The sequence below is a fragment of the Bacteroides sp. 51 genome, assembly GCF_010500965.1.
Lineage (GTDB): Bacteria > Bacteroidota > Bacteroidia > Bacteroidales > Bacteroidaceae > Bacteroides.
In genome coordinates this window covers 1-23,172 of the sequence record NZ_QVMI01000035.1, presented here as the reverse complement: position 1 = coordinate 23,172, position 23,172 = coordinate 1, and the positions used below count along the sequence as shown (strand labels likewise).

General features: G+C 46.4%; 19 protein-coding genes. 4 read left to right on the top strand and 15 right to left on the bottom strand.

The window, feature by feature from the left end:
* Window positions 1–60 precede the first annotated feature (60 nt).
* Both D0T87_RS19930 and D0T87_RS19925 read right to left on the bottom strand, forming a co-directional pair.
* On the bottom strand, window positions 61–3,204 hold the full coding sequence (locus D0T87_RS19930; protein ID WP_163177376.1) for an efflux RND transporter permease subunit: 3,144 nt from the start codon (window positions 3,202–3,204) through the stop codon (window positions 61–63).
* Window positions 3,205–3,214: 10 nt separating this feature from the next.
* Complete coding sequence (locus D0T87_RS19925; protein ID WP_163177374.1) at window positions 3,215–4,324, bottom strand: efflux RND transporter periplasmic adaptor subunit; 1,110 nt, start codon at window positions 4,322–4,324, stop codon at window positions 3,215–3,217.
* Window positions 4,325–4,550: 226 nt separating this feature from the next.
* On the opposite strand from D0T87_RS19925, the gene hcp reads away from it, so the two are divergent.
* Window positions 4,551–6,197: a hydroxylamine reductase gene (gene hcp, locus D0T87_RS19920; protein ID WP_163177372.1), complete on the top strand. Its 1,647-nt coding sequence runs from the start codon at window positions 4,551–4,553 to the stop codon at window positions 6,195–6,197.
* Between the two features lie 428 nt (window positions 6,198–6,625).
* The gene (locus D0T87_RS19915; RefSeq protein WP_163177370.1) at window positions 6,626–7,348 is read left to right on the top strand and encodes a phosphatase PAP2 family protein; all 723 of its coding nucleotides are present in this window, start codon (window positions 6,626–6,628) and stop codon (window positions 7,346–7,348) included.
* Between the two features lie 214 nt (window positions 7,349–7,562).
* Here the strand turns inward: D0T87_RS19915 and D0T87_RS19910 are convergent, their stop codons facing one another.
* The 11 genes from D0T87_RS19910 to D0T87_RS19860 all read right to left on the bottom strand — a co-directional run bounded on the left by D0T87_RS19910 (window position 7,563) and on the right by D0T87_RS19860 (window position 20,489).
* Entirely contained in the window at window positions 7,563–8,627 is a 1,065-nt protein-coding gene (locus D0T87_RS19910) for a porin (protein ID WP_163177368.1), read from the bottom strand.
* A 38-nt stretch (window positions 8,628–8,665) separates the two neighbouring features.
* Window positions 8,666–9,418 carry an ABC transporter permease gene (locus D0T87_RS19905; protein ID WP_163177366.1) on the bottom strand — a complete coding sequence of 251 codons (753 nt, stop codon included), beginning with the start codon at window positions 9,416–9,418 and terminating at the stop codon, window positions 8,666–8,668.
* Entirely contained in the window at window positions 9,415–10,152 is a 738-nt protein-coding gene (locus D0T87_RS19900) for an ATP-binding cassette domain-containing protein (protein WP_163177364.1), read from the bottom strand. Before D0T87_RS19900 ends, D0T87_RS19905 begins: the two co-directional genes overlap by 4 nt.
* A 21-nt stretch (window positions 10,153–10,173) precedes the next feature.
* Window positions 10,174–11,124, bottom strand: a complete 951-nt coding sequence (locus D0T87_RS19895) for an ABC transporter substrate-binding protein (protein ID WP_163177362.1) — start codon at window positions 11,122–11,124, stop codon at window positions 10,174–10,176.
* Between the two features lie 223 nt (window positions 11,125–11,347).
* Entirely contained in the window at window positions 11,348–12,607 is a 1,260-nt protein-coding gene (gene pgk / locus D0T87_RS19890; protein ID WP_163177360.1) for a phosphoglycerate kinase, read from the bottom strand.
* Between the two features lie 186 nt (window positions 12,608–12,793).
* Window positions 12,794–13,429, bottom strand: coding sequence for an endonuclease III (gene nth / locus D0T87_RS19885; protein WP_163177358.1), 636 nt, complete (start codon window positions 13,427–13,429; stop codon window positions 12,794–12,796).
* A gap of 17 nt (window positions 13,430–13,446) precedes the next feature.
* Window positions 13,447–14,640: an MFS transporter gene (locus tag D0T87_RS19880; protein ID WP_163177426.1), complete on the bottom strand. Its 1,194-nt coding sequence runs from the start codon at window positions 14,638–14,640 to the stop codon at window positions 13,447–13,449.
* 198 nt (window positions 14,641–14,838) lie between these two features.
* Window positions 14,839–15,861, bottom strand: coding sequence for a phenylalanine--tRNA ligase subunit alpha (gene pheS, locus D0T87_RS19875; RefSeq protein WP_163177356.1), 1,023 nt, complete (start codon window positions 15,859–15,861; stop codon window positions 14,839–14,841).
* A gap of 88 nt (window positions 15,862–15,949) precedes the next feature.
* Window positions 15,950–19,423: a leucine-rich repeat protein gene (locus tag D0T87_RS19870; RefSeq protein ID WP_163177354.1), complete on the bottom strand. Its 3,474-nt coding sequence runs from the start codon at window positions 19,421–19,423 to the stop codon at window positions 15,950–15,952.
* A 252-nt stretch (window positions 19,424–19,675) separates the two neighbouring features.
* The gene (locus tag D0T87_RS19865; RefSeq protein ID WP_163177352.1) at window positions 19,676–19,858 is read right to left on the bottom strand and encodes a hypothetical protein; all 183 of its coding nucleotides are present in this window, start codon (window positions 19,856–19,858) and stop codon (window positions 19,676–19,678) included.
* Between the two features lie 112 nt (window positions 19,859–19,970).
* Window positions 19,971–20,489 carry an HU family DNA-binding protein gene (locus D0T87_RS19860; RefSeq protein WP_163177350.1) on the bottom strand — a complete coding sequence of 173 codons (519 nt, stop codon included), beginning with the start codon at window positions 20,487–20,489 and terminating at the stop codon, window positions 19,971–19,973.
* A 322-nt stretch (window positions 20,490–20,811) separates the two neighbouring features.
* Between D0T87_RS19860 and D0T87_RS19855 the strand changes: the two genes are divergently transcribed.
* Entirely contained in the window at window positions 20,812–21,048 is a 237-nt protein-coding gene (locus D0T87_RS19855) for a DUF4248 domain-containing protein (protein ID WP_163177348.1), read from the top strand.
* 321 nt (window positions 21,049–21,369) lie between these two features.
* Entirely contained in the window at window positions 21,370–21,642 is a 273-nt protein-coding gene (locus D0T87_RS19850) for a hypothetical protein (RefSeq protein WP_163177346.1), read from the top strand.
* 34 nt (window positions 21,643–21,676) lie between these two features.
* Here D0T87_RS19850 and D0T87_RS19845 read toward each other — a convergent pair whose 3' ends face one another.
* Window positions 21,677–22,006 carry a hypothetical protein gene (locus tag D0T87_RS19845; protein ID WP_163177344.1) on the bottom strand — a complete coding sequence of 110 codons (330 nt, stop codon included), beginning with the start codon at window positions 22,004–22,006 and terminating at the stop codon, window positions 21,677–21,679.
* 115 nt (window positions 22,007–22,121) lie between these two features.
* Entirely contained in the window at window positions 22,122–22,931 is an 810-nt protein-coding gene (locus D0T87_RS19840) for a hypothetical protein (protein WP_163177342.1), read from the bottom strand.
* Between the last annotated feature and the right edge of the window lie 241 nt (window positions 22,932–23,172).

The window sequence follows — 23,172 nt, the reverse complement described above, 5'->3', positions numbered from 1 at the left end:
ACGTTAACTAGTTATGATTGTTTCTGCACAGTTTTAATTCATTTCCTATCCCATTTTACTTCATTTATTTTCGTCTCGCTTACCACTAAACCTATCCTGCATTGTTTGGAAGATAATATACAACGTTGGAATAACCAGCACCCCAAGTATCGTTCCCACAAGCATACCGCCGATGGCACTCAGCCCGATGGAACGGTTACCCGTGGCCCCGGCTCCCGACGCTATCGCCAACGGCATCAAACCGAAGATAAATGCAAACGACGTCATCAGGATTGGGCGCAAACGTGCAACCGCCCCACTGATTGCCGCCTCAACCACATGCATACCCTGTTGCCGGCGCTGAATGGCATACTCTACAATCAGAATCGCATTCTTAGACAGCAAACCGATCAACATAATAAGTGCAATCTGCACATAAATATTGTTCACAATACCACTTCCGAACATCAGCCCCACGAAGATAAAGATGAATACCCCCGCCAAACCAATCGGCAAAGAAAGGATTACCGCCAACGGCAGGATATAACTTTCGTACAACGCCGACAACAACAAGTAAACAAATATCAAACAAAGCGCAAAGATAATAATCACCTGATTGCCCGTGTTGGCCTCTTCACGGCTCATGCCCGAGAACTCATACCCGTATCCCAGCGGCAGGGTTTGTTCCGAAACTTCCTTAACAGCGTTGATCACATCGCCCGTACTGTACCCATCGGCAAAGTTAGGAATCAGCGTCAAGCTCATGGAAGAGTACATATTGAAACGGCTTAGCGATTGCGGTCCGGTTACCCCCGTAACGGTGATAAACTCCGTGATAGGCGCCATCTCTCCCGAGGCGGTCTGCACGTAAATACCATCCAGGTTGTCGAGGCTGGCGCGATACTCCGGCGCCGCCTGCACCATCACACGGAACTGCTTGCCGTAGATGTTAAAGTTCGATATATACATACTCCCGATGTACGCTTGCAGCGTGGTCATAATCATACCCAACGAAAGGCCGGCATCTTTGATGCGGGCAATATCCGCTTCGATCTGTTTCTGCGGGAAGTTCGGGTTAAAAGTAGTCATCGCCATCATCACCTCATCTCGTTGCTGCACTGCCTCAAGGAATTGATTCGTAATACCGTAGAACGTCTGGATATCTCCGCCCGTGCGGTCCTGCATCTCCATAGATACACCGTTACCCAACCCGAAGCCTTGCAGGGTAGGGGTGCCCATGAACAAGAAAGTGGCGTTCTTGATGGATGCCGTTTTTCGGGTCAGCTCGGCGGCAACCTCATCGGTTTTGATGCTGCGATCGCCCCACGGCGTCATTTTAATCATCACCGTACCGTACGAACTACCCAGACCGCTCATGAAGTTCACCCCTGTAATGTTCAGTATGTGGGCGGCATCGGGAATTTCCTCTGCCATGCGGATCACCTCCTGCATTACCGAGTCCGTTCTTTCTAACGATGAACCCGGTGCCAGCGTTACCATGCCCAATACCGAACCACTATCCTCCTGCGGAACGAATCCCGAAGGAATTTTATTCATCAACATAGCCAGCGCCCCCACAAATATCAGGATAAGCAGTGGAACCATCCAGCGGTGGCTTTTCTTTCCGAGGTATTGCAACGTGGTTTTATAGCGTGCAATCAGGGCATCGAAAACCCTGTTGAACCAGTCGTAGAAACGGGTCAGTAGGTTCTTTTTCTTCCGTTCGTTTTCGTCTTTCGGTTTGAGGAACAGCGCACAAAGCGCCGGACTCAGGGTCAACGCATTCACTGCCGAGATCATAATCGAAATAGCCAGCGTCAAACCGAATTGTTGGTAGAATACACCACTCGTTCCGCCGATAAAACTAACCGGTATAAACACCGCCGACATCACCAGGGTAATGGAAATAATGGCCGGAGCAATCTCCTTCATCGCTTCCGTGGTTGCTTTTCGCGGGTCTTTCTCTCCGGCGTCGAGTTTGGCGTGTACGGCCTCAACCACCACAATTGCGTCGTCCACCACAATACCAATGGCAAGCACCAGGGCAAAGAGGGTCAATAGGTTGATAGAGAAGCCGAACAACAACAGGAAGAAGAACGTACCCACAATAGCCACGGGCACGGCAATAGCCGGAATAAGCGTTGAACGGAAGTCCTGAAGGAACACGAACACAACGATAAATACCAGGATAAAGGCCTCGACCAGTGTATGGATTACCTTCTCGATAGATGCCGAAAGGAATTCATTGGCGTCCATGATGTACGTAATCTCCAATCCCGGGGGAAAAGTTTTAGAGGCCTCGTTAAGCTCCTCTTTAATATTGTTGATTACCTGCTGTGCATTGGAACCCGCTGTCTGGCTGATGCCGATGGCAACAGATTCCTTTCCGTCTGTCTTTGAAGTTACGGAATAGTTCAGCGAACCCAGCTCTACATCGGCTACGTCTTTCACCCTCAGGATATCCCCTCCACTGGAACGGATAATGACATTGCCGAACTCTTCGGCCGATTTCAGCCGTCCGGTATATTTAAGGGTGTACTGGAAGGACTGGTTGCTGTTTTGTCCCAACTCGCCTGGGGCAGCCTCAATGTTTTGCTCCTGCAAAGCAGCGGTAACTTCCTGTGGAGTAACGCCATACGTAGCCATCACATCGGGCTTGAACCAGATGCGCATCGAATAGTCTTTGGCACCATAAACATTGGCATCGCCCACACCCTTTACACGCTTAATCTGCGGCAGAATATTGATGTTGGCATAGTTCTGTATGAATTGTCCGTCGTAATCGGGATTGCTCGAAGTCAGGGCAATCATCATGATGGTACTGCTTTGTTGCTTACGTACGGTTACCCCGGTCTGGGTCACTTCCTGCGGTAGCTGCGCTGTGGCCACGGCTACAAGGTTCTGTACGTTAACGGCGGCAATATCGGGGTCGGTTCCTTTGGCAAAATATACACTGATATTCGCGCTACCGGTATTGGATGCGGTGGAGGTCATATAGGTCATGCCTTCCACACCGTTGATCTGTTCTTCCAGGGGGATAACCACACTGTTCATCACCACATCGGCATTCGCACCCGAATAATTGGCGGATACCTGCACGGTGGGCGGAGCAATATCGGGATACTGTTCCATGGGGAGGCTGACCAGTCCGATAATCCCCAATACCACGATGATGATGGATATAACGGTAGATAGTACCGGCCTGTTTATAAATAATCGTAACATAGGGTTGGGGTTATTTGATGGTTATTTTCTGACCGTTGTTCAGCGTGGCTACACCGTCGGTCACGATGCGTTCGCCCGGGGCGATTCCTTCCGTAACGGCGTAGTTCTGCCCTCCGGGAATGGCGATTACTTCGACCACTTTCTGCACTACCGAATCGCCTTGCGCTTTGAACACCAGGGTTTTATCCTGAATGTTGAACGTTGCTTTCTGCGGAATAACAATTACATTCTGTAATGAACGGGGTATCTGTACCTTCCCGCTTGTACCGCTGCGCAACACACCCGACTTGTTCGGGAACCTGGCACGGAAGTTTGCCGAACCGGTCGATGAATTTACGACTCCCGCAATGGTTTCTACCTTTCCTTTCTCCGGGTAAACGGTGCCATCGGCAAGGATCAGTGTCACGTCGGGAATGCTTTTAATCTTTTCCGCATCTGTTGCCCCGCCGAGTTCGTTCAGCATATCCATCAGGTTCTTTTCGTTTAAAGAGAAATAGGCGTAGATGTTTTCGGTGTTGGCAACGGTGGTCAGCGCCGTGGAGGTGTTCACGAGGCTACCCTGGCGGTAAGGAATAGTGCCCACGCGCCCGTCTACCGGACTGGTTACGGTCATCCAGCCGCTACTTGCCTGTGCGTTGACTACCTGTGCTTTGGCTTGCGCCTGCGTGGCCAATGCCGATTGGTAGGTATTCTTCAGGGCATCGAGCTGAACGCTGCTGATAATTCCTTTCTCGGCTAGCGGACTCATCCGGTCGACATCCAGCTTGGCGGTGTTTACCTGTGCCTGGGCGCTAACCAAGGCTTGTTGCGCACTGGTGAGCATCTGGACGGTTTGCGGCGAGTTAATCCGGAACAATTTCTGACCTTTCTTTACAGCGGCGCCTTCGTCCACATAAATAGCCTCTATCAACCCTTCCAGGCGGGGTTTGATATCAATATCTTCTTGTCCTTTGATAACGGTGGGGTATTCAACATACACGGTGGTGTCCTGGGCATGGGTCACCTGCGTAGGGTATTCGGGTGGTGGGGCTTGTTGCTTGTCCGCGTCTTGTTTGCTCCCGCATGAAGTAACGGACAATAGGAGGACGATGCCTCCTGCGATCATACTTTTCGTATTCATATCGTTTAAAAGTTAGAAGTTTAGGTTCAATGTGAAGGTTGCTTCTATCCTATCGGAATGAAGCACATGTTATATAACAGGAAATATGTAAAAGTGTTTACCTGTGCCAAAACATATTTTGTACTTCGTTGTTGTAGAAGGTGTAGAGGCAAATTCAAGACCGCCCTTGTTCGCGAAAGTAAACGACTATGTAATAATTATATTAACCAAATTAAATTCTTAACGTATGGACATGTTTTGTTATCAGTGTCAGGAGACGGCCAGAGGTACGGGTTGTACGCTCAAAGGTGTTTGTGGAAAGGAAGCGCAGACTTCAGCATTAATGGATGTTTTATTGTATGCCGTGCGGGGCATGGCGATCGTGAACCGTGAACTGCGCGAAAAAGGGAAAGCGGATGTTGAAGCCAGCCGCCAGATTCTGGATGCACTGTTTGCTACCATTACCAACGCTAACTTCGACGATGCGGCGATCGGCCAGCGTATCGGCAATGTTCTGAAAAAGAAAAACGAACTGATTGGTACGGCTAAGAAGCGGGGCATTGAACTGCCGCAGATGCCGGAGGTGATCTTTGAACCTTCTGAGGCCGATTATTTTGAAATTGCTCCTAAGGTGGGTGTGCTCTCGGAAGCAAACGAGGATATCCGCTCGCTGAAACAAATGTGCATCTATGGCGTGAAAGGAATGGCTGCGTATACGGAGCATGCATTGAATCTGGGATTCGAGAGCGACGATGTGTACGAGATTCTTGAAAACGCATTGGCCGAAGTGAGCCGGAGGGATATTTCGGCCGAGGAGCTGACCAGTCTCGTCCTGAACGTGGGTGAGGGTGGCGTAAAGGCTATGGCGCTGTTGGATGAGGCGAATACAACGACATATGGCAATCCGGAAATTACGAAAGTAGATATAGGTGTGCGCAACCGTCCGGGTATCCTGATCAGCGGGCATGACCTGAAAGACCTGGAAGAGTTGCTGGAACAAACCGCCGGACTGGGTATTGATGTGTACACGCATAGCGAAATGTTGCCGGCACATTATTATCCTGCTTTCAAGAAGTATCCGCATTTTGTGGGGAACTACGGCAATGCGTGGTGGAAGCAACGCGAGGAGTTTGAATCCTTCAACGGGGTATTCCTGTTTACAACAAATTGCATTGTTCCGCCATTGAAAACGGCTACGTATACGGATCGTATTTATACCACCAACTCGGCGGGACTGCCGGGGGCAACGCATATTCCTCCGCGTAAGAATGGCAATCCGAAAGATTTCTCGGAACTGATAGCGCATGCCACACGTTGTATGCCTCCCAAGGAAATAGAGAATGGGGAGATCGTTGGCGGATTTGCGCATCATCAGGTGGTGGCGTTGGCCGATCAGGTGGTGAGTGCCGTGAAGTCGGGTGCTATTAAGAAGTTTATCGTTATGGCGGGCTGCGACGGGCGGATGAAGTCGCGCGAGTATTATACCGACTTTGCAAATGCTTTGCCTAAAGATACGGTGATCCTGACGGCAGGGTGTGCCAAATATCGTTATAATAAATTGCCTCTGGGCGATATCAATGGTATTCCCCGTGTGCTGGATGCCGGGCAGTGTAATGATAGTTACTCGCTGGTGGTTATTGCCATGGCACTGAAAGATGCGTTCGGTTTGAAGAGCGTCAATGAATTGCCTATCGTTTATAACATTGCCTGGTATGAACAGAAGGCGGTAATTGTATTGCTTGCATTGCTTAGCCTGGGCATAAAGAATATCCATATCGGACCTACCTTGCCGGGCTTTGCTTCGGAGAATGTACGGAAGGTATTGATCGAGAAATTCGGACTGGGCACCATTGCTACGGTAGAAGAGGATATCAAGAACCGGGTATTGGCATAGCGGGCGGCAAGAGGGTGTGTCATAAGGCGGTAAATCCCCTTCGTCATTGCGAGTCGCCACTATATTAAAATATAGAACTATTTGATAATGACAATATCCACCCCCTGCCCCCGCCAGCGGGGGATACGATGCCGCAGGTATCCCCCGCTGGCGGGGGCAGGGGGTGGATATTGTCATTGGTAACGTAGTGAAGCAATCCAGTTTGTACGCTTTGTGAGCTGGATTGCTTCGGGTAAACCCTCGCAATGACGTGACGAAATTAACTTATGACACCCGCCCCTACAGCAACTCTCTCCCCGCTAAAAAAATATTAATCCCCGCCTAAAAAGCTTAAAACCTTATGCGTGCTCGGAAGAAAACTTTACCTTTGTGGTCTATTTAATCAGATAAATTAAAGATTAATCAGATTCTAACTAAAGACATAACCCATGCTAGAGCGACTTCTTTCTATTGAACGCGAATTATTCCTGATGCTCAACAACTTCCATACCGCATTCCTCGACAATGCTTTATGGTTATACACCGGTATGTCTGTTTGGATTCCTTTTATTATTTTCTTTCTTGCCGCCTTGGTATACGGTAAGCCCAGAAGAGAGTGGGGGCCTATTCTCGTTGCCCTGATAGCCGTTGTACTGATTGGCCATTTATTCGTAGCCGGTATTTTCAAACCCTACTTTGCCCGTCTGCGTCCCGTGTTCCATCCCGATTTTATGAATGATGTGAAAACCATCGGCTCCTATACCGGAGGCGGATTATACGGATTCATTTCCGGCCATTCCACCTTTGCTTTCGGCTTTGCGATGTTTACTTCCTTGCTGTTCCGATACAAACCCTACACCATCGTTGTATTCCTCTGGGCCTTGATCATGGTCTATTCCCGCATTTATTTCGGCGTGCACTTCCTTTCGGATGTAGTGGCAGGAACCATCATGGGACTGATTATCGGTGTCGGAGTATATTACCTGTACGAACTATATATTGATAGAGTGCTCTACAAGAAACGTAGCAAAATCATTCTTCCCGGAAACCTGTATTCCCACTACCGCAAACGGCTGATTACTTATACCTTCGCCGGATATGTTGCATTCTTTGTACTGTTCAGCAAGCAGATTGTGCATCTCACCACCAGCTTACCACCCAACACACCGTAGGGTAGTATGTTAGGCGTGCTTCCATACTACCCTACGCTTGCTACCATACTACCTTAGCGTTCGTTGGGTAGTATGGTAGCGCTCTTTGGGTACTACCCTGGCACTCTTTGGGTAGTACCCTGCAATTTCAAGTCAGTATGCTGTACGCCACCCATTCTATACCATGCGCAGCGCGGCTTGCCGCACCTGGCCTCGGCGCCTCGCCGCCTCGCCGCTAGAACCGAACTTGTACCTGTGCCTGGATCATGTTTGAATTGTCCAGATCCTTCTTATCGCTATATGTATATTGGGCCTGTACGCGGCAACGGGGATAGAACCAATACTGCACTCCCGCTACATAATTCGTTTGCTTCATGCCCAAGTCCTTATTTTTATTCAGATAATCATACGAAGCCACGATATCAAATTTAGGACAAACGTGCACCGAAGCCGTAGCATAATACCCATCGCTCTTCACCTTGCCATCCTTACCGCCCAGATACTCCGTGCGGAAACTAACCGGCTTGGTTTCCACCACAGCACCCACCGACCAGCGATCACGCTTGTAATTATCGCCAATCTGTAAATCCGGGTTCGCATCCGATAAACCAATCGCAACCCCCTTACCCGTAACCACAGAACCGCCTACCGACAGCCATTTGGTAGGATTCACCATCAGACTACCGATAAAATCCTTGTTGCTATTCTTGTCCTTATTATTGATTCCCTGGCCATTGATAACCCCAACGTTATACGTCAGATAATCCTTAAAAAGATTACCATACAGCATGAAACCCAAATCACGTCCCGTTGTTGAGCCGCGAAGCGGATCATGCGGACCGATAGCCGCCAGGTAATTCGTAGCCTGCGAGTAGCAATCAATCAGCTCCACCACCGTTGGCGATAGCGGACTCTCAATGGTGTAAGGCACCTTAAACTGTCCCAAACGTGCCGACAGGCCAGGCAGAATATGGTAATCCGTGTACATTTCCAACAGCGTACCCCCGCCGTTGAAATTATACATAAAGAACAGCGACCAATCTTCCGTAATTTTACCCTCTGCCATAAAAATAATACGTTTGATGTCAAAATCATTGTCAGCGTCATTCGCATCGTTATACGTATATCCCAGCTGGGCATATCCCATAAGATGAATGCGTTCCTTTAGCGTGTTGACTACTTTATTGACAGTGGTTCCGATATCCTCTTTCTGATTGTTAACCTCTTCCGGAGTCTGGGCAGATGCGAAAGAAGTGCAGATTGTAAGGCTGATAAATGTGAGAAGTAAAAAACGTTTCATTTCGATTTTATAATGATAATTGGTTAATATTCTGTTGATTAATTCGTTGATTTCCATTTGCATAGCATCGCTTCCAGCACATCGGTCAGTAAAAACAGGAAGAACCCCGCCATGCTGAGTATAACGATTCCGGCATACATGTCTATATAATTTATCCGCATCCAGGCATCGACAATAAAATACCCCATGCCGCGGTCGGTACCATATGTTTCTGTTACGAAGAGTACCGAAATGGCCGTCCCGATGGCTACCCGCAGGGTCGATAACAGGTCGGGCAGGATGGCAGGCATCGTTACGTGCCGGAATGCCTCCCACTGGCTGGCCCCGAGCGATGTAACAATAAGATAACTCTCGCGGGGAATATTCTTCAAACTGTCGCGCAGATTGATAATAATCTGAAACAGGATAATCAGTACAATCATAATGATTTTCGTGGCATCGCCCAGCCCTGCCAACAGCATAACCACAGGCAGAAGCGCCAGTTTAGGTACCGGGTAAGTAAAATAAACAAATGCTCCCAGCAGCTTCCCGGCAGGCTTACTTAGCGACATCCATAGCGCTATGCCCAGTCCGGCAATTCCCGCAATGCCCACCCCTGCCACTACGCGCCACAAACTGGCAAGCATATGGCTCGACATCGAACGGCGCCACACCTCGCCCAAGTGGGAATAAACGGTGATCGGGTCTACCAATACGTTCATATTCAGCAGTTTTGCCGCCGCATACCAAAGTACGTTGACCAGCAATGCCCCCAGCAGCATATTGATGAGTATGGTACGTATCCGTTTCATGTCCATTGGTCGGCTATAAGGTTGCGAACTTCACTCGCCGTTGGAGCATCTAATATATGGGTAACCTGCCCGGGCGATGGGCTTAACAGGAGCACACGCTTGCCAATGCTTACAGCCTCATCAATATTGTGAGTGATAAATAATGTGGTGACGGGATTCTTCGTCCACACATCAAAGAAAAGTTTCCGGCTGCGTTCGGCCGTCAGGGCATCCAGTGCGGAGAATGGTTCGTCCATCAACAACAAATCCGGCTTCTGGATGAAAGAACGTGCCAAAGCTACCCGTTGCTGCTGTCCGCCGCTTAGTTCGTGGGGGTAACGGTGGAGCAGTTCGCCCAGATCGAGCGTCCGGATGATCTCCTGCACGTGCGTATCGCCGAAAGACGGTTTTGCGCCTGAGGAGTTCGTAGCGGCATGTTTCCGCTTAATCCGTTCCGGCAGGAAGATATTCTCTTTTACCCGCTTCCAGGGCAAGAGTCCGTAGTTCTGGGGTACCAGTCCGATGGATTGGTGTTTCGGATCGGGACGTTTACCATCGATCAGTACCTCGCCCGTATAATTGGTCCGTATGCCCGAAAGCACATACAGCAAAGTCGATTTCCCACTTCCCGAGGGTCCGATCACCGAATAAATATCCCCATCGGCCAGCTCAAGAGAGAAGTTCTTCAAGGCTTCCGTTTTTCCGTTTTTCCCGGAAAAGGTGACGTGCAGGTTTTCTATGCGGACGGTACTCACAAGTGGGATTGTTTTTCGGAACTACCTGTAGTTAATGCCCTTAATCGTGTCCACCAGGTTCTCGCCCTGGTATGCCGCCGGTATAAGTTGCTTCTCTTTGAGCCAGACCAATGTCGATTCCAGGTCTTTGGGCGAGGGCAGTTTCGCTTCTTTATATTGGGGCAGAACAACATCATCTGTCAGTGACTTCGGCACCCCGGCATCATCTACAAGAATGTCTTTCCATTCGCTTTGCGGATGCTTCCTGATGTACTCTACGCCAAGATTATACCCACGGATTAACACCTCAATCTCCCGGCGTTTGTCGGTCAGCGCCTTCTGGCTAAAGATGGTTCCTGTAACCGAGATGCCCAGGTCTTTGGTGGTTATCAGCGAGTTATTCCCGTTGTGCATGGCTATGGTGGCAAATGGGTCGGGTAGGATCGTAGCGTCTATCTGCCCGTTTTGCAGCATTTCCAGGCGTAGGGGAATCTTATTGATCTCCGGCTTGTTGACCTCTCCGGGCGATAATCCGGCTTTGGCCAGTACCTGGTCTGTACTGTATTCGATAACCGTATTGCGTGATACGGCGATGTTTTTGCTTTTCAGTTGTTCAATGCTGCCGATCTGGCTGTTGCGTCCGGTAATCAGGTGGAAGTATCCGTCGTTTTCCATCACTATGGCGAGGGGAATACCATTGGCCTGTTGCAGTGCGGCACCTGTATAATCTATCACCGTTCCGTCAATATTTCCTGATTGGAAAGCGGCGTCTCGATCGTTGGCAGAGAAGAATTTAACGATGCTCAGATCGAGGCCAAGCGAATCGTAAATGCCTTGTTTCTCGGCAATAACGAAAGGCAGATAGTCCATAGACGACATGGCACCGAGTTTCAATGGCCGAAGATCGGTGTATATTTCGTGTTGCTCTTTTTTTGCTTTGCAGGATGCGAGCAGGAAAAGAGCAGTGCAGATTAAACAGATGGTTTTCTTCATTGATCGCTTTGATATTATTAGAAATAGTGTGTCGTAACATCCACCCCCTACCCCCGCCAGCGGGGGACAAGCGAGGCGCTTGACCCAAGTTCCCATGCGGGTGGTGCGCAGCCTATCCCCCGCTGGCGGGGGTAGGGGGTGGATGTTATGGCATACCCTCTTCAATGACAGAGGCAGCTCTTATTGCTAAGAACCACCTCTTTCTATTTATTTATATGTTGAATTACTCTTCAATTGCAGCGATACCTGGAAGTTTCTTTCCTTCGATAGCTTCGAGCAACGCTCCACCACCGGTAGATACATAAGAAACACCATCGGCCAAACCGAACTTGTTAACACAAGCCACAGAGTCGCCACCGCCTACCAATGAGAATGCACCGTTCTTGGTAGCCTCAACAATAGCTTCACCAACCGCTTGCGAGCCGTGTGCGAAGTTATCGAATTCGAATACCCCTGTAGGACCATTCCAAAGGATTGTTTTTGAATTCTTGATTACCTCTGCAAACGCTTTCTCTGAGTCAGGACCGATATCAAGACCTTCCCATCCGTCGGGAATTTCGTTCACCGGAACGAACTTGCTGTTCGCATCGTTAGAGAAACTGTCGGCAATCTTAGCATCGGTTGCCAATACCAGGTTCACGTTGTTTTCTTTCGCCTTTTTCATCAGGTCAAGAGCCAGGTCCAACTTGTCTGCTTCGCAGATCGAAAGACCGATTTGTCCGCCCATTGCCTTAGTAAAAGTGTATGTCATACCACCTGCGATGATGAGGTTGTCTACCTTAGTCAACAGGTTTTCAATGATTTCGATTTTAGAAGAAACCTTAGAACCACCCATGATAGCAGTAAACGGACGTTGGATGTCGTTCATTACTTTATCCACCGCTTTCACTTCTTTTTCCATCAGGTAACCGAACATCTTGCTGTCTACATCGAAGTATGCTGCGATCAGTGCGGTAGAAGCGTGTGCACGGTGAGCGGTACCAAATGCATCGTTCACGTAGCAGTCTGCATATGAAGCCAATTTCTTGGTGAATTCTTTCTGACTTTCTTTAACAGCTTTCTTAGCGGCTGCTTTTTCTTCGTCCGAAGCATCATCGGCCAAACCTCTTGGCTTGCCTTCTTCTTCGGCGTAGAAACGAAGGTTTTCGAGCAACAGAACTTCGCCTGGTTGCAGTGCGGCAGCTTTCATGGCAGCCTCTTCGCTCATGCAGTCGTTAGCAAACTGTACATCAACGCCCAACAGGTCTGACAGGTGAGGCAGGATGTGTTTCAACGAGAACTTATCAGTCGGACCCTTCGGACGGCCCAGGTGAGAACCGATAATGATGCTACCACCGTCGTTCAGGATTTTCTTCAATGTAGGAAGAGCCGCACGCATACGGGTATCATCTGTAATGTTGAAATTTTCGTCCAATGGAACGTTAAAATCCACTCTGACGAATGCCCTTTTACCGGCAAAATTGTACTTGTCAATAGTTTGCATAATACGCTAATTGTTTATTAATATGTTATTCAATTCTATTTCACAGACTGCAAAGTTACTATTTATTTCTATCTTTCGCTATGATTTTATTATTTTTTAGGGGCTAGAATATAGAAGTTAGGAGCTAGGTTAATGGGGCCGATGCCGCATGGGTGAAAATTTAACCTTACTACTAACTTCTAGCTTCTAGCTACTTAAGTAATATTTACACATCATTTGCAAACCACAGATGTCACATTTGGGTTTTCGCGCCTGGCAAATGTAGCGTCCGTGCAGGATTAACCAGTGGTGTGCGGTGGCTATAAGTTCCTCCGGAATGTGCTTTACCAACTCCTTTTCGGTGGCCAACGGAGTCTTGGAGTTGTTTGTTAATCCAATACGGTTGGACACGCGGAACACGTGCGTATCAACCGCCATGGCGGCTTTATTATACACCACGGATTGGATAACATTGGCGGTTTTACGGCCCACGCCGGGTAGCTTAATCAGGTCTTCCAATGTGTCGGGAACCTGGCTGTTGAACTGTTCTACCAGCATTTTGGCCATACCTACCAGGTGCTTGGCTTTATTATTAGGGTAGGAAACGCTACGGATGTATTCGAAAACGACTTCGGGCGTGGTAGCAGCCAGTGCTTCCGGGGTAGGGAAGTCGTGAACGAGAGGCGGAGTAATCATATTCACCCGCTTGTCGGTGCACTGGGCAGAAAGGATAACGGCCACGAGTAGTTCGTAGGCATTGTTGTAGTGCAATTCCGTCTCGGCTACAGGCATGTTTTGCTGAAACCAGGCGATAACTTTTTCGTAGCGTTCTTTCTTGGTCATGGTCTTATGGTTTATTGTTATCTCAATTTATATTTATGAAAATGCGGCGCCACCTTCATGCTGAACAGCACGGCAGAAACCACCGTAAGGCAGGCTCCGAACAAATACGTCATATCAAAAGAGGTGTATTGCGCCAGATATCCACCGGCTGTTAGCCCGATACCGATACCTAAGTCCCACGAAGTGAGATAAGTAGAGGTTGCTGTTCCCCGTTTGTTATGCGGTGCAAGGTTCACGAACAGCGAGTTGAATGCCGGGAACATCGTGCCGAATCCTACACCTAGCAACAGAGCGATAAGGAAGAATAACACGGTGGTTAGCATCAGGTTATAACCAATAAGCGTTCCGCAGGCGGCCAACAGGAAATAGCAGATACATACCAGGTACATACCCCACTTGATTAATTCCGTAATGCGCCCTTTGTCTACCTGCCGGCCCGAGAACATGCGGGATACAGCCATACCCACAGCCATGCAGGTGAAGAACAATCCGCTGCTCAGGCTAATGCCAATCTCTTTGGCGTACATCGCCACGTAGGTCGTTGTCATTCCATAAGGAATGGAGAGCAACAAGAGTGAAGCCCCTGCCGGTATACCTTTTAATAATATAAAGCGGTCGAGTGAGATCGGTTCGCGGGGAACGGGTTCTTTCTTCGGCGTTTTTACCAGGCAAGCCATGATGAAACCGATCGTTCCTGAAATCAGCGAGCACATAAAGATCGTTTGGAACGAGTAGTAATCGTGCATGAACAGTCCTACCATAGGTCCGAAACTCATCGCCATATTGTTCATTAATCCGTAATAACCGATGGCTTCGCCACGGCGGGAGGAGGGGGTGATATCAATCACAATCGTATTGCCGGCTACCGTTACCATACCGAAAGCCAGACCGTGTACCACGCGGAACATAATAAATATCGTTAGTACTCCCGCCAACATATAGCCCACAAAGATGCCGGTAAATATAAAATAGGCCACCAGGTAAAGCGGTTTGCGGGAGAATGTATCGAGCAGGAAGCCGCAGAACGGACGAATGCACAGCGCAGCAACCGTATATGCCGACAAGATGAGTCCCACAGCGCCAGACTCTGTGTGGAATACTTCAGTAAGATAGAACGGCAGGACAGGTAGTATCAGGTAGAAGGCAAAGAACAGGAGAAAGTTGGCTGCCAGTATAAAACAATAGCCTGGGGTGACGAGTTTGTCTTTCAGTTGACAGTTGACAGTTGACAGTTGAGGGTTGGCTACGCTGTCGGGTTGACAGTTAACTGTATTATTTGCTGAATCATTAATTTCTTGTTTAGGTTTCATAATTGAGTTATTGCCAAAGTGATTAATAAAAAACAGTTGATAGTTGACAGTTGATTATTGGCTCAACTGTCAACTATCAACTGTCAACTATCAACTTAATTACTGCGCTGCTTCGAACTCTTTCAGGAAACGAACGTCGTTTTCCGAGAACAATCGAAGGTCACTCACCTGGTATTTCAGGTTGGTGATACGCTCTATACCCATTCCGAGGGCATAGCCGGTATATGTTTTGCTGTCGATGCCGGATGCTTCCAACACGTTCGGGTCTACCATACCACAGCCCAGGATTTCTACCCAGCCGGTATGTTTACAGAACGGGCAACCTTTGCCACCGCAAATATTACAACTGATATCCATTTCGGCGCTAGGCTCTGTAAATGGGAAGTACGACGGACGCAGACGGATCTTGGTGTCATTGCCAAACATCTCCTTAGCGAACTGCAACAGTACTTGTTTCAGGTCGGTGAAGGATACGTTCTTGTCGATATACAGCGCTTCGATCTGGTGGAAGAATGCATGCGCACGATAGCTGATGGCTTCGTTGCGGTACACACGTCCCGGACAGATGATACGGATCGGTGGTTGCGGGTCTTTTTCCATCACACGTACCTGAACGGACGAAGTATGCGTACGCAATACAATATCCGGGCGGGCTTCAATAAAGAAGGTGTCCTGCATATCGCGTGCCGGGTGGTCTTCTGCAAAGTTCAGGGCAGAGAACACGTGCCAGTCATCTTCAATTTCGGGACCTTCGGCAATGCTGAATCCGAGGCGTGCAAAGATGTCGATAGCTTCATTGCGGACAATCGTAATCGGGTGGCGTGTGCCTAACTTCACCGGATATGCCGAACGTGTCAGGTCCAGGTCGGCGTTACCGCTGTCCTTGCTTTCAAATTGTTCTTTGAGGACGTTGATCTTCTCCTGCGCGGCGGTTTTCAGCTCGTTCAGTCTCATACCAACTTCCTTTTTCTGTTCGGCTGCTACGTTGCGAAAGTCGGCCATCAGGTCATTAATGGCACCTTTTTTACTAAGGTATTTAATGCGTAGCGCTTCCAGTTCCTCGGCGCTGGCGGCGGTTGCTGCCTTTACCTCTTGTAGCAATTGTTCAATTTTAGCTATCATTATCTTGAGTTCTAATTTTAATGCATAAAAAGTGGTGCAAAGATAGTGTCTTTTCGCTAAATAAAGAAATTTATTCTTAAAGTTGATCTTAATTTAGCGGATAGATGCTCTCACCATTATTAAATTCTCTCGTCCAGTCAGGGTTCGTTTTATAAGCTTGAACATATTCGGCAGGAACTTTTAATGTTTTGTCTGCCGGAGTTCCTTTAAAAGTGGAGAATATCGAAATAATAGGAGGAAACTCTGATAACGCAATAACTTCTTTAAGTGAAGTACAGTTCCTGAAAACTTCAGTTTTTATTTCATTGAGCGATTTATTTAGTGTAATCTTTTTTAAAGCACTATTTGCTCCAAAACTTAGTCTTCCTAGTTCCGTAACATTTTCCGGAATCGTTATTTCTTTTAGTGCAGCGGCTTCAAATGCGCGGTCGCCAATATGTTTTAAAGATTTGGGTAAGTCAATCTCTTCCAGAGATGTACACATGGAAAATGTTCCATATTCTCGATAACTTATAATTGCGTAACATTCAATTCGTTCTAGTTTAGAATTAGGAGAAAAAGTTACATTTTCAAGGTTTCTCGCTTCATAGAATGTACCTTTTAATATTCTTATATTGTCGGGAATATGAATACTTGTAATCCCGCTACTCTCGAAAACCCGAGCACCAATCTCAATCAGCGATTCAGGAAGGTTAATTTGAGTGAGTTTTCCACATTTGCTAAAAGCTTCATCTTCTATTTTTTTTGTTTTCTCCGGAATGACTATCTGAGTAAGGTTCGTGCATTCCAGGAAAGCCCTTGAATTAATTTCTAATAATTCTTTCGGTAAATCAATGTGGTTTAGTTTACTACAGCCCCAGAATGTGTCGTACTCAATTTTAGTGATGTTATTGGGGATAGAGATAGATATGAGATTTGATCCCTGGAATGCTCCAGGCCCAATATCGCTTAGACGACTGTTTGCCGGAAATGTTAAACTCGAAATGGAAGTGGATTTCAATGCCTGTCCACCTATCGTTGTTATATTTGCAGGTATATTGATGGTTTCCAATGTTGTGCATTCGGAGAATGCTCCTGCTGGAATTATTTCTAATAAACCATTGTCTGCAAAGGTTACGGTTTTGAGACTTTTACACTCGGAGAAAACCGATTCTCCCATAGTAACCAAGCTGCTAGGGAAGGTTAATTTAGGTATGGATGTTTGCTCAAATGCCAATGAACCAATTTCTTTTATGGAAGGAAGTGTGAGTTCTGTTTCAAATATGCATCTGGAAAACGCCTCATTGCCTATATATTCCAAAGAGGCTGGAAGTGTTAGCTTTAATGCATCACACCAATGAAATGCTCTTGCTCCAATAGTTGTTAGTTTTTCGGGTAAATTAATTGATACAAGGTTGCGGCAACTGCCAAAAACACCGAAGGTAGGCACATTGGATGTCTTTTTCTCGCCCAACGTGCGTAGCATAGAGTTTTGTTCGATAACGACATGGGTTAAGAGTTGGCATTCGTAAAATGCACCTCCCTGAATGGATTCAACACTTGCGGGAATGGTGACTTTTGCGATTCTCTTGCATTTAAAAAATGCAAATTCGGCAATTGTTTTCAGTCCTGGATTGAATGTGATATCGGCAATTCCGGATGATCTAAAAGCACTGATTCCTATATATTTCAGGTTTTTGGGACATTTAATTCGTAAAAGATTAGTGCATTGTTCAAAAACGCCATCGTTGGAAGAATTGTAGGAACCATCTTCTATGGTATGCAGTAATGACGATTCTTCGAATTCGACATTGTTTAATGCGCTGCATTGGTTGAATGTTGCTTTCTTGAGTATCTCTACAGCAGCAGGTATTTTTACGCTTTCCAATTTAGAGCAAAACTGGAAGGCTGATGCACCAATATATACTACAGTCCCGGGAATGTTTATTGTTGTAAGTTCTTTGCATCCAATAAATGCTCTGTCTTCAATTCGTGTCAATCCTTCGGGTAGCTTGATGCTTCTCAACTTGGAACTATTGAATATATCAGAAGGAATGGTTTGTAGTTTTACATGCGAAAGATCAATAGATTCAAGCACATTGAACGTTTTAAGATATTTCAGGTCTTTTTCGTTGATGTTTCCAAATAACGTTAGTTCTTTTGTGTTGGTTGTGTTTGTTATAAACTCACTCAGTGTACCTGCTGTGTGCACATAGGTTCCGCGAGCTTGTACAATAGTAAATTGATGTTTCAAGTTGTTGCCGCTTGTTATTTCAATGACAGCTTTCCTGATCATTACTTCAGGAGACGTTAGCGGTTTGACTATAAAATTAACCGAGTGCGAATCCAAGCCTCTGGTGTCGGTTTTGGATACCCACGATGTAGCATCCTCTGGTATGGATACGCTGTATGTGCCGCTACTTTTAAACTGTAGGTTAGCATTTCCACCATCAATGGATACTTGTTCGTATGTTTTTTCTACCAGAAGAACTTTTTCGAAAGCTTGCGTAATAACAACACTTTCACTGATTTTGGTATTCTTGTCTGTAAATGTAACTGTGGCTTGTCTGGACTGGGATGATTCGTTTTCCTGAATAACGAATATGTGTTTATACTCTGTCAATCCCCGGGATAAAGGTTTTTGTGTTATCCATTTGACGTCTTCGGGTATACCTATTTCATAGGTGATGTTGGCTTTCAATGTAATCGAAATTTCTTGTTTTTCTGAGCTTACATTGAAGTCTTTTTCAGAAATGATTAATGCATCTTTCTGTACCTGGGTTATGGTCAGCGTTTTTGATAAGTCAGAGTTTTTATCTTTGATTATGAGTTCGCTGGTACGGGAATCATACGTCTCGTTTGGCGTTATTTTAAGATATATCTTGTCGTTTCTTATGGCACGCACCAAGGGTGGATTGGTGATAGATATCCATGATTTATCTTTTTCCGGTATGGTGATTTCGTATTCAATATTGGTTCGCAGATCAACAACCAAAGCCTCTTCACCCTCATCTGAGACGGAGAAACGGTCGTTAAGAAGAACCAACTCATCTTTTTGTGTTTGAAATACCTGGACGGTTTCAGTGATATCGCCTTTCTTAAAAATAATACTTCCTTCCCGGTTCTTTTGTTCAGTTAGCGGCTGTACGGTGAAAGATTCTGTTTTGGTAGACAATCCACGAGTCGGGGGAGTGGCGCTTTTGCTTATCCAGGTGGCCGATTCTTCGGGAATGATTATTTCGTAGGATATATTACTTTGTACTTCAATGCTGAAGGACTTATCGTCTGGTGCTAGTTCTACCTTATCTCTCGAAAGTAGTATGGCTTCTTTTTTCTTTTGGGTGATTGTTACGGTTTTAAGAATATCTCCCGATTTTACGCGAATAATGGCGTCGCGGTCGTCGTATAGTTCGTTTTCTTTTTGGGTTTTCACTGTTACGGTTGTGGTACCTGCATCGCCTTTTAGGGGAGATACGTTTAACCAGTCGGGGGTTGTCCGTGTATTGGATAATTCGATCGTCCAGGATTGATTGCTGGTGATTTCGAATGTTTTACTCTCTGAATTATCAGAAGGTAATGTCATGTTAGAAAGATTGATTGTTACCTCGCCTTTTTCTACCGGAGGGGTAGGGTCTGGCTCGTTGGGATCGCTTTTAGAGCAACTGTAGAAAAAAGAATAAGAGTAACGGTAGGATTAAGAATTTGCTATTCATACTGTTGTGCATTAGGTCTAATCTAGTTGTATATGTTGTGCACAAAGGTACAAATTTAATTCGATAGGTGGATTTGATTATTCTAAATTAAGAGATATCGTGTTCCGTGTGAGTGATTTCCCCTACCTCGCCTGTGACGGGGTAGGGGGATGTCGTTTTACTTCACAAACCGCCATATCATCGCCAATGCCAACGACCTTGGGCTGGTTGAGACTGAGGTAGATAGACTCTGCCAGCTCGCTTTTTCGGGATTCCTCGGGCATGGCGTCGTATAATGCTTGTAGATTCTGTGTTATTAGTTTCATTATGTAGCGTCAAGGGCGGACACAAGGCCCACCCCTACAGTATGGAAAACAAGATATCCCCCGTCAGCGCAGCGCGGCTTGTCGCCACTGGCAGCGGCACCTTGCCGCCCGCCTAGAAGCCTGGGTCTATAACTTCTCCGTCGTCGCCGCCGTCGTCGTTGTTTCCGCCGGAGTTGTTGCCATCCAGTGAAAAGCTTAATCCGTTCATGCTCAATCCCTTAAGGTAGCTTACCAGGTCGACGAACTCCAGTTTCTCGCCCCCGCGTGTTGCCGTGAGGCTTGGACGGATGTACGGTGCCGGACGGAAGTTAATATTCACCGATTTGATTTTCGACGACGTGCATTCATCTTCCGTTGCCGCACCCTCTGCCTTTGCCGACAGGCTGAACGACCCGAAGTGACGGATCGACACCGTGTGCCCGCTGAACAAAGCCGAGCGCATGGACTCGATAAAGTTCGAAATCACACTCTCAATATCGCCTTTCGACAGCGAACTCTTCTCCTTCATATCATAAATGATCGTTTCCTCGTTCACCCGTTTTCCTACGTTTACGATTTGCGGATAGAACTTGCCCGGCTCCGAAGGCTGCACCGGATTCATGCGTAATGTCTTTTTAAATACAATTGCCATAAGTTAAAATATTTGTTAGTTAATAAATAAAAATAATCTTTGTTTCCCGAATGGTTCGGCCGATCCCCTTTCGTTATGACAAAGATACGACACGCTGAAAAACTGGTTTGACGTGAATGACCGTACTTGTTCGTTGTTGACTTTAATTTGCCTTAAATTGCCGCAGATAACCGTTGATTGTTCATTTATAAGCCCTTTCGCGGGGTGTCGGAAAATAAAACCCGTCCCCTTTCTCGTTGTCACATCTGTCCGCAATTTAACGCTGATTAGTCGAGAAATATTCTTTATATTTATAGAAGTTAATTTAATAAAATAAAACCCGATGAAAGAAGACAAATTTGTAATTAAAGCATACCTCAAAGTAGAACTTGCCCGACTCTATAATCCGCATATGAGCGATGAAGGCGCCCTGCGTAAAATGCGCCGTTGGATCAACCATCAACCCCAACTGAAGGCCCGGATGGATAGCCTTCAGCTCAGTCCCTCCGACCGGCAATATACCCCGAAACAAGTGCGACTCATTGTCGAATACCTGGGCGAACCCTTCGATACCATCTGACCCAAGTTGCCCCACCATACCACCCCGTGAACCGCAGGGTACTACTCTGGTTGTGCTACCATACCACCCAACGAACCGTAGGGTAGTACCCTGGTTGTGCTACCATACTACCCAACGCGTGCTACCATACTACCCTGGTTGTTTCGGGGTGCTATCCTGCGAAAATTCCTCCGTATGGACAGCCAACATGACAGCGAACTATACAAAATGCATGATGCCTCAAATTTATTCGAATATTTAATTGTTTCCGAGCAGTAAAATAACCAAAGAATTTCTATATTTGCATCCGTTAAACAAACTGAACATATCAGCTTAGATCGCATGAAACGACCACTTCAAATACTACAAAAACAATTATCTACCTATTTATGCCGGGCTGCGGCTAATGAAACCAGGACTATTCAGCTGACGAAACCCGAACTTGATTCGCTCAAAATAAACTTTAATCTGCTATGCTATGAGGTGAGTTTCGGGCAGTTGGACGAGGTGTACCAGGAACTAATAAACGATCCCGTGCACAAGAACGGAGTCTTTCAGGAGCGCGATTTGAACAATATATTGATTATACTCGAAACAATAAAGGCAGCCGAATAACGACTGCCTTTTATTGTGGGTAATAGCGGTTGTTTCAGGAGTGTAAATCACTCATTTTCTGGTAGCTATCATACCGGGAAAAGTCAATCTGGTACTCAGGTCCCAATTTATTGAGCCTTTCCTGGTAAGCAGCCTGGTGCTTTTGAAAATAATTGTTGTATTCTTCCGCCCTTTCTTTGTCGTCCAAACGATAGGTGTTGTGCAGCGTGCTGAACTGATCCTTCATTAGTTCAACAAACTTCGTCTTATAGATTTTAAATGCAGCATCATACTCACCTAAAATATACAGGTCCTTTGCGTCCTTCAATGTGGGATGATCCTGTCCCATAAAGCGTTTAGTGAGTTTCTTTATGTTGTTTGTCATTCCCCAGAGTTTGAAGAATAAAATTAAATTCAGTATAGCGAAAATAATTGCTACGAAATATATAAATCCGTCCATATATATAATGAATGTATGATGTTGTATAATGTACTACAGATTAGAAGTCTCTCTCTAACGGCTTGATCTTTATTACATTAAACAATCGCTGAATGTCGTCCAGATTTATGGTAAAATCTCTGTACTCGGGCGATGGGTTCAGCGAGTGACACGTAATATCTCCCGTCTCTATATTATGATCCGTGATTTCCTTTATCAGTATCGAATTGTCAAACGCCACGACCCAAAAAGGAAACTTCTTGTATCTTAGTCCGCTCATCCAATGAATGCGGTCCAGTTCGCGTACCAGTAGGGTTTCGCCCTGCGATATTCCATGCTTCGTGCCATCGTCCATACTGTCGCCTCTGACCTCGAATGCCATATAGTTGCCATGTCCTATCTGGTCAACCTCAAAGTCGGCCGTTTCCCACTCTTCGCGGTCGAGTTGCAGTTCGCAGTCGTTCGCAAATCTTGCATAAGCATTGTACGGAACCAACGGAACGGTGACTTTGTATTTGCCCGGCGAAATCTCATAATACTTCATTCCGTTCTTGGTTTCAAGATACAACTCTCCTGCTTTTTTAGGAAAGTTTATGCCTACCACATTGTTTTCCATGTTTCTGTCGACTCCGGCTTTGAGCATTTCGCCTTCGCCGTCGACGAGCCATGTCAGGTTGAATATTTCTCCGAAAGCGGCATTAAATCGCCTCAGGAACCTGTCGGTGAGGTACTTGGGTTGCCCTCTGAATGCGTTAGAAACATTCACTCTGTTCGAGCCAACCCGTTCGGCAACGTCGTTCTGGGTATGAACAACACCTTTACTTCTAAGGTATTCGTACGCTTTTAGTAGTCTTTCTTTCCTTTCTTCCATATTATTTTGTAGTGCTTACTGTTAAATAATCTAAAATGCGAAATAAAATCTACCACATTCGTAGTATTAGTGATTTTATGTAGTATCTTTGCGGTGTAGTTAACACTAAGCAAAGATAAACTTTTGATTTGAATACTACAATAATATATAAGTAACTTTTCATAATTAAGCAGCATTATGCGCATAGTTAATTCTCAGCCCTTTCCCTATTGCGGCCAACACCCTGTTGGTTGCGTAGAAG

Bases quoted from the DNA above. Each gene is read 5' to 3' on its own strand.
- D0T87_RS19905 (WP_163177366.1), bottom strand. From the start codon at position 9,418: ATGAAACGGATACGTACCATACTCATCAATATGCTGCTGGGGGCATTG.
- D0T87_RS19865 (WP_163177352.1), bottom strand. From the start codon at position 19,858: ATGAAACTAATAACACAGAATCTACAAGCATTATACGACGCCATGCCC.
- D0T87_RS19845 (WP_163177344.1), bottom strand. From the start codon at position 22,006: ATGACAAACAACATAAAGAAACTCACTAAACGCTTTATGGGACAGGAT.
- D0T87_RS19915 (WP_163177370.1), top strand. From the start codon at position 6,626: ATGCTAGAGCGACTTCTTTCTATTGAACGCGAATTATTCCTGATGCTC.
- hcp (WP_163177372.1), top strand. From the start codon at position 4,551: ATGGACATGTTTTGTTATCAGTGTCAGGAGACGGCCAGAGGTACGGGT.
- nth (WP_163177358.1), bottom strand. From the start codon at position 13,429: ATGACCAAGAAAGAACGCTACGAAAAAGTTATCGCCTGGTTTCAGCAA.
- D0T87_RS19895 (WP_163177362.1), bottom strand. From the start codon at position 11,124: ATGAAGAAAACCATCTGTTTAATCTGCACTGCTCTTTTCCTGCTCGCA.
- D0T87_RS19840 (WP_163177342.1), bottom strand. From the start codon at position 22,931: ATGGAAGAAAGGAAAGAAAGACTACTAAAAGCGTACGAATACCTTAGA.
- D0T87_RS19855 (WP_163177348.1), top strand. From the start codon at position 20,812: ATGAAAGAAGACAAATTTGTAATTAAAGCATACCTCAAAGTAGAACTT.
- D0T87_RS19850 (WP_163177346.1), top strand. From the start codon at position 21,370: ATGAAACGACCACTTCAAATACTACAAAAACAATTATCTACCTATTTA.
- D0T87_RS19910 (WP_163177368.1), bottom strand. From the start codon at position 8,627: ATGAAACGTTTTTTACTTCTCACATTTATCAGCCTTACAATCTGCACT.
- pheS (WP_163177356.1), bottom strand. From the start codon at position 15,861: ATGATAGCTAAAATTGAACAATTGCTACAAGAGGTAAAGGCAGCAACC.
- D0T87_RS19930 (WP_163177376.1), bottom strand. From the start codon at position 3,204: ATGTTACGATTATTTATAAACAGGCCGGTACTATCTACCGTTATATCC.
- D0T87_RS19870 (WP_163177354.1), bottom strand. From the start codon at position 19,423: ATGACATTACCTTCTGATAATTCAGAGAGTAAAACATTCGAAATCACC.
- pgk (WP_163177360.1), bottom strand. From the start codon at position 12,607: ATGCAAACTATTGACAAGTACAATTTTGCCGGTAAAAGGGCATTCGTC.
- D0T87_RS19925 (WP_163177374.1), bottom strand. From the start codon at position 4,324: ATGAATACGAAAAGTATGATCGCAGGAGGCATCGTCCTCCTATTGTCC.
- D0T87_RS19860 (WP_163177350.1), bottom strand. From the start codon at position 20,489: ATGGCAATTGTATTTAAAAAGACATTACGCATGAATCCGGTGCAGCCT.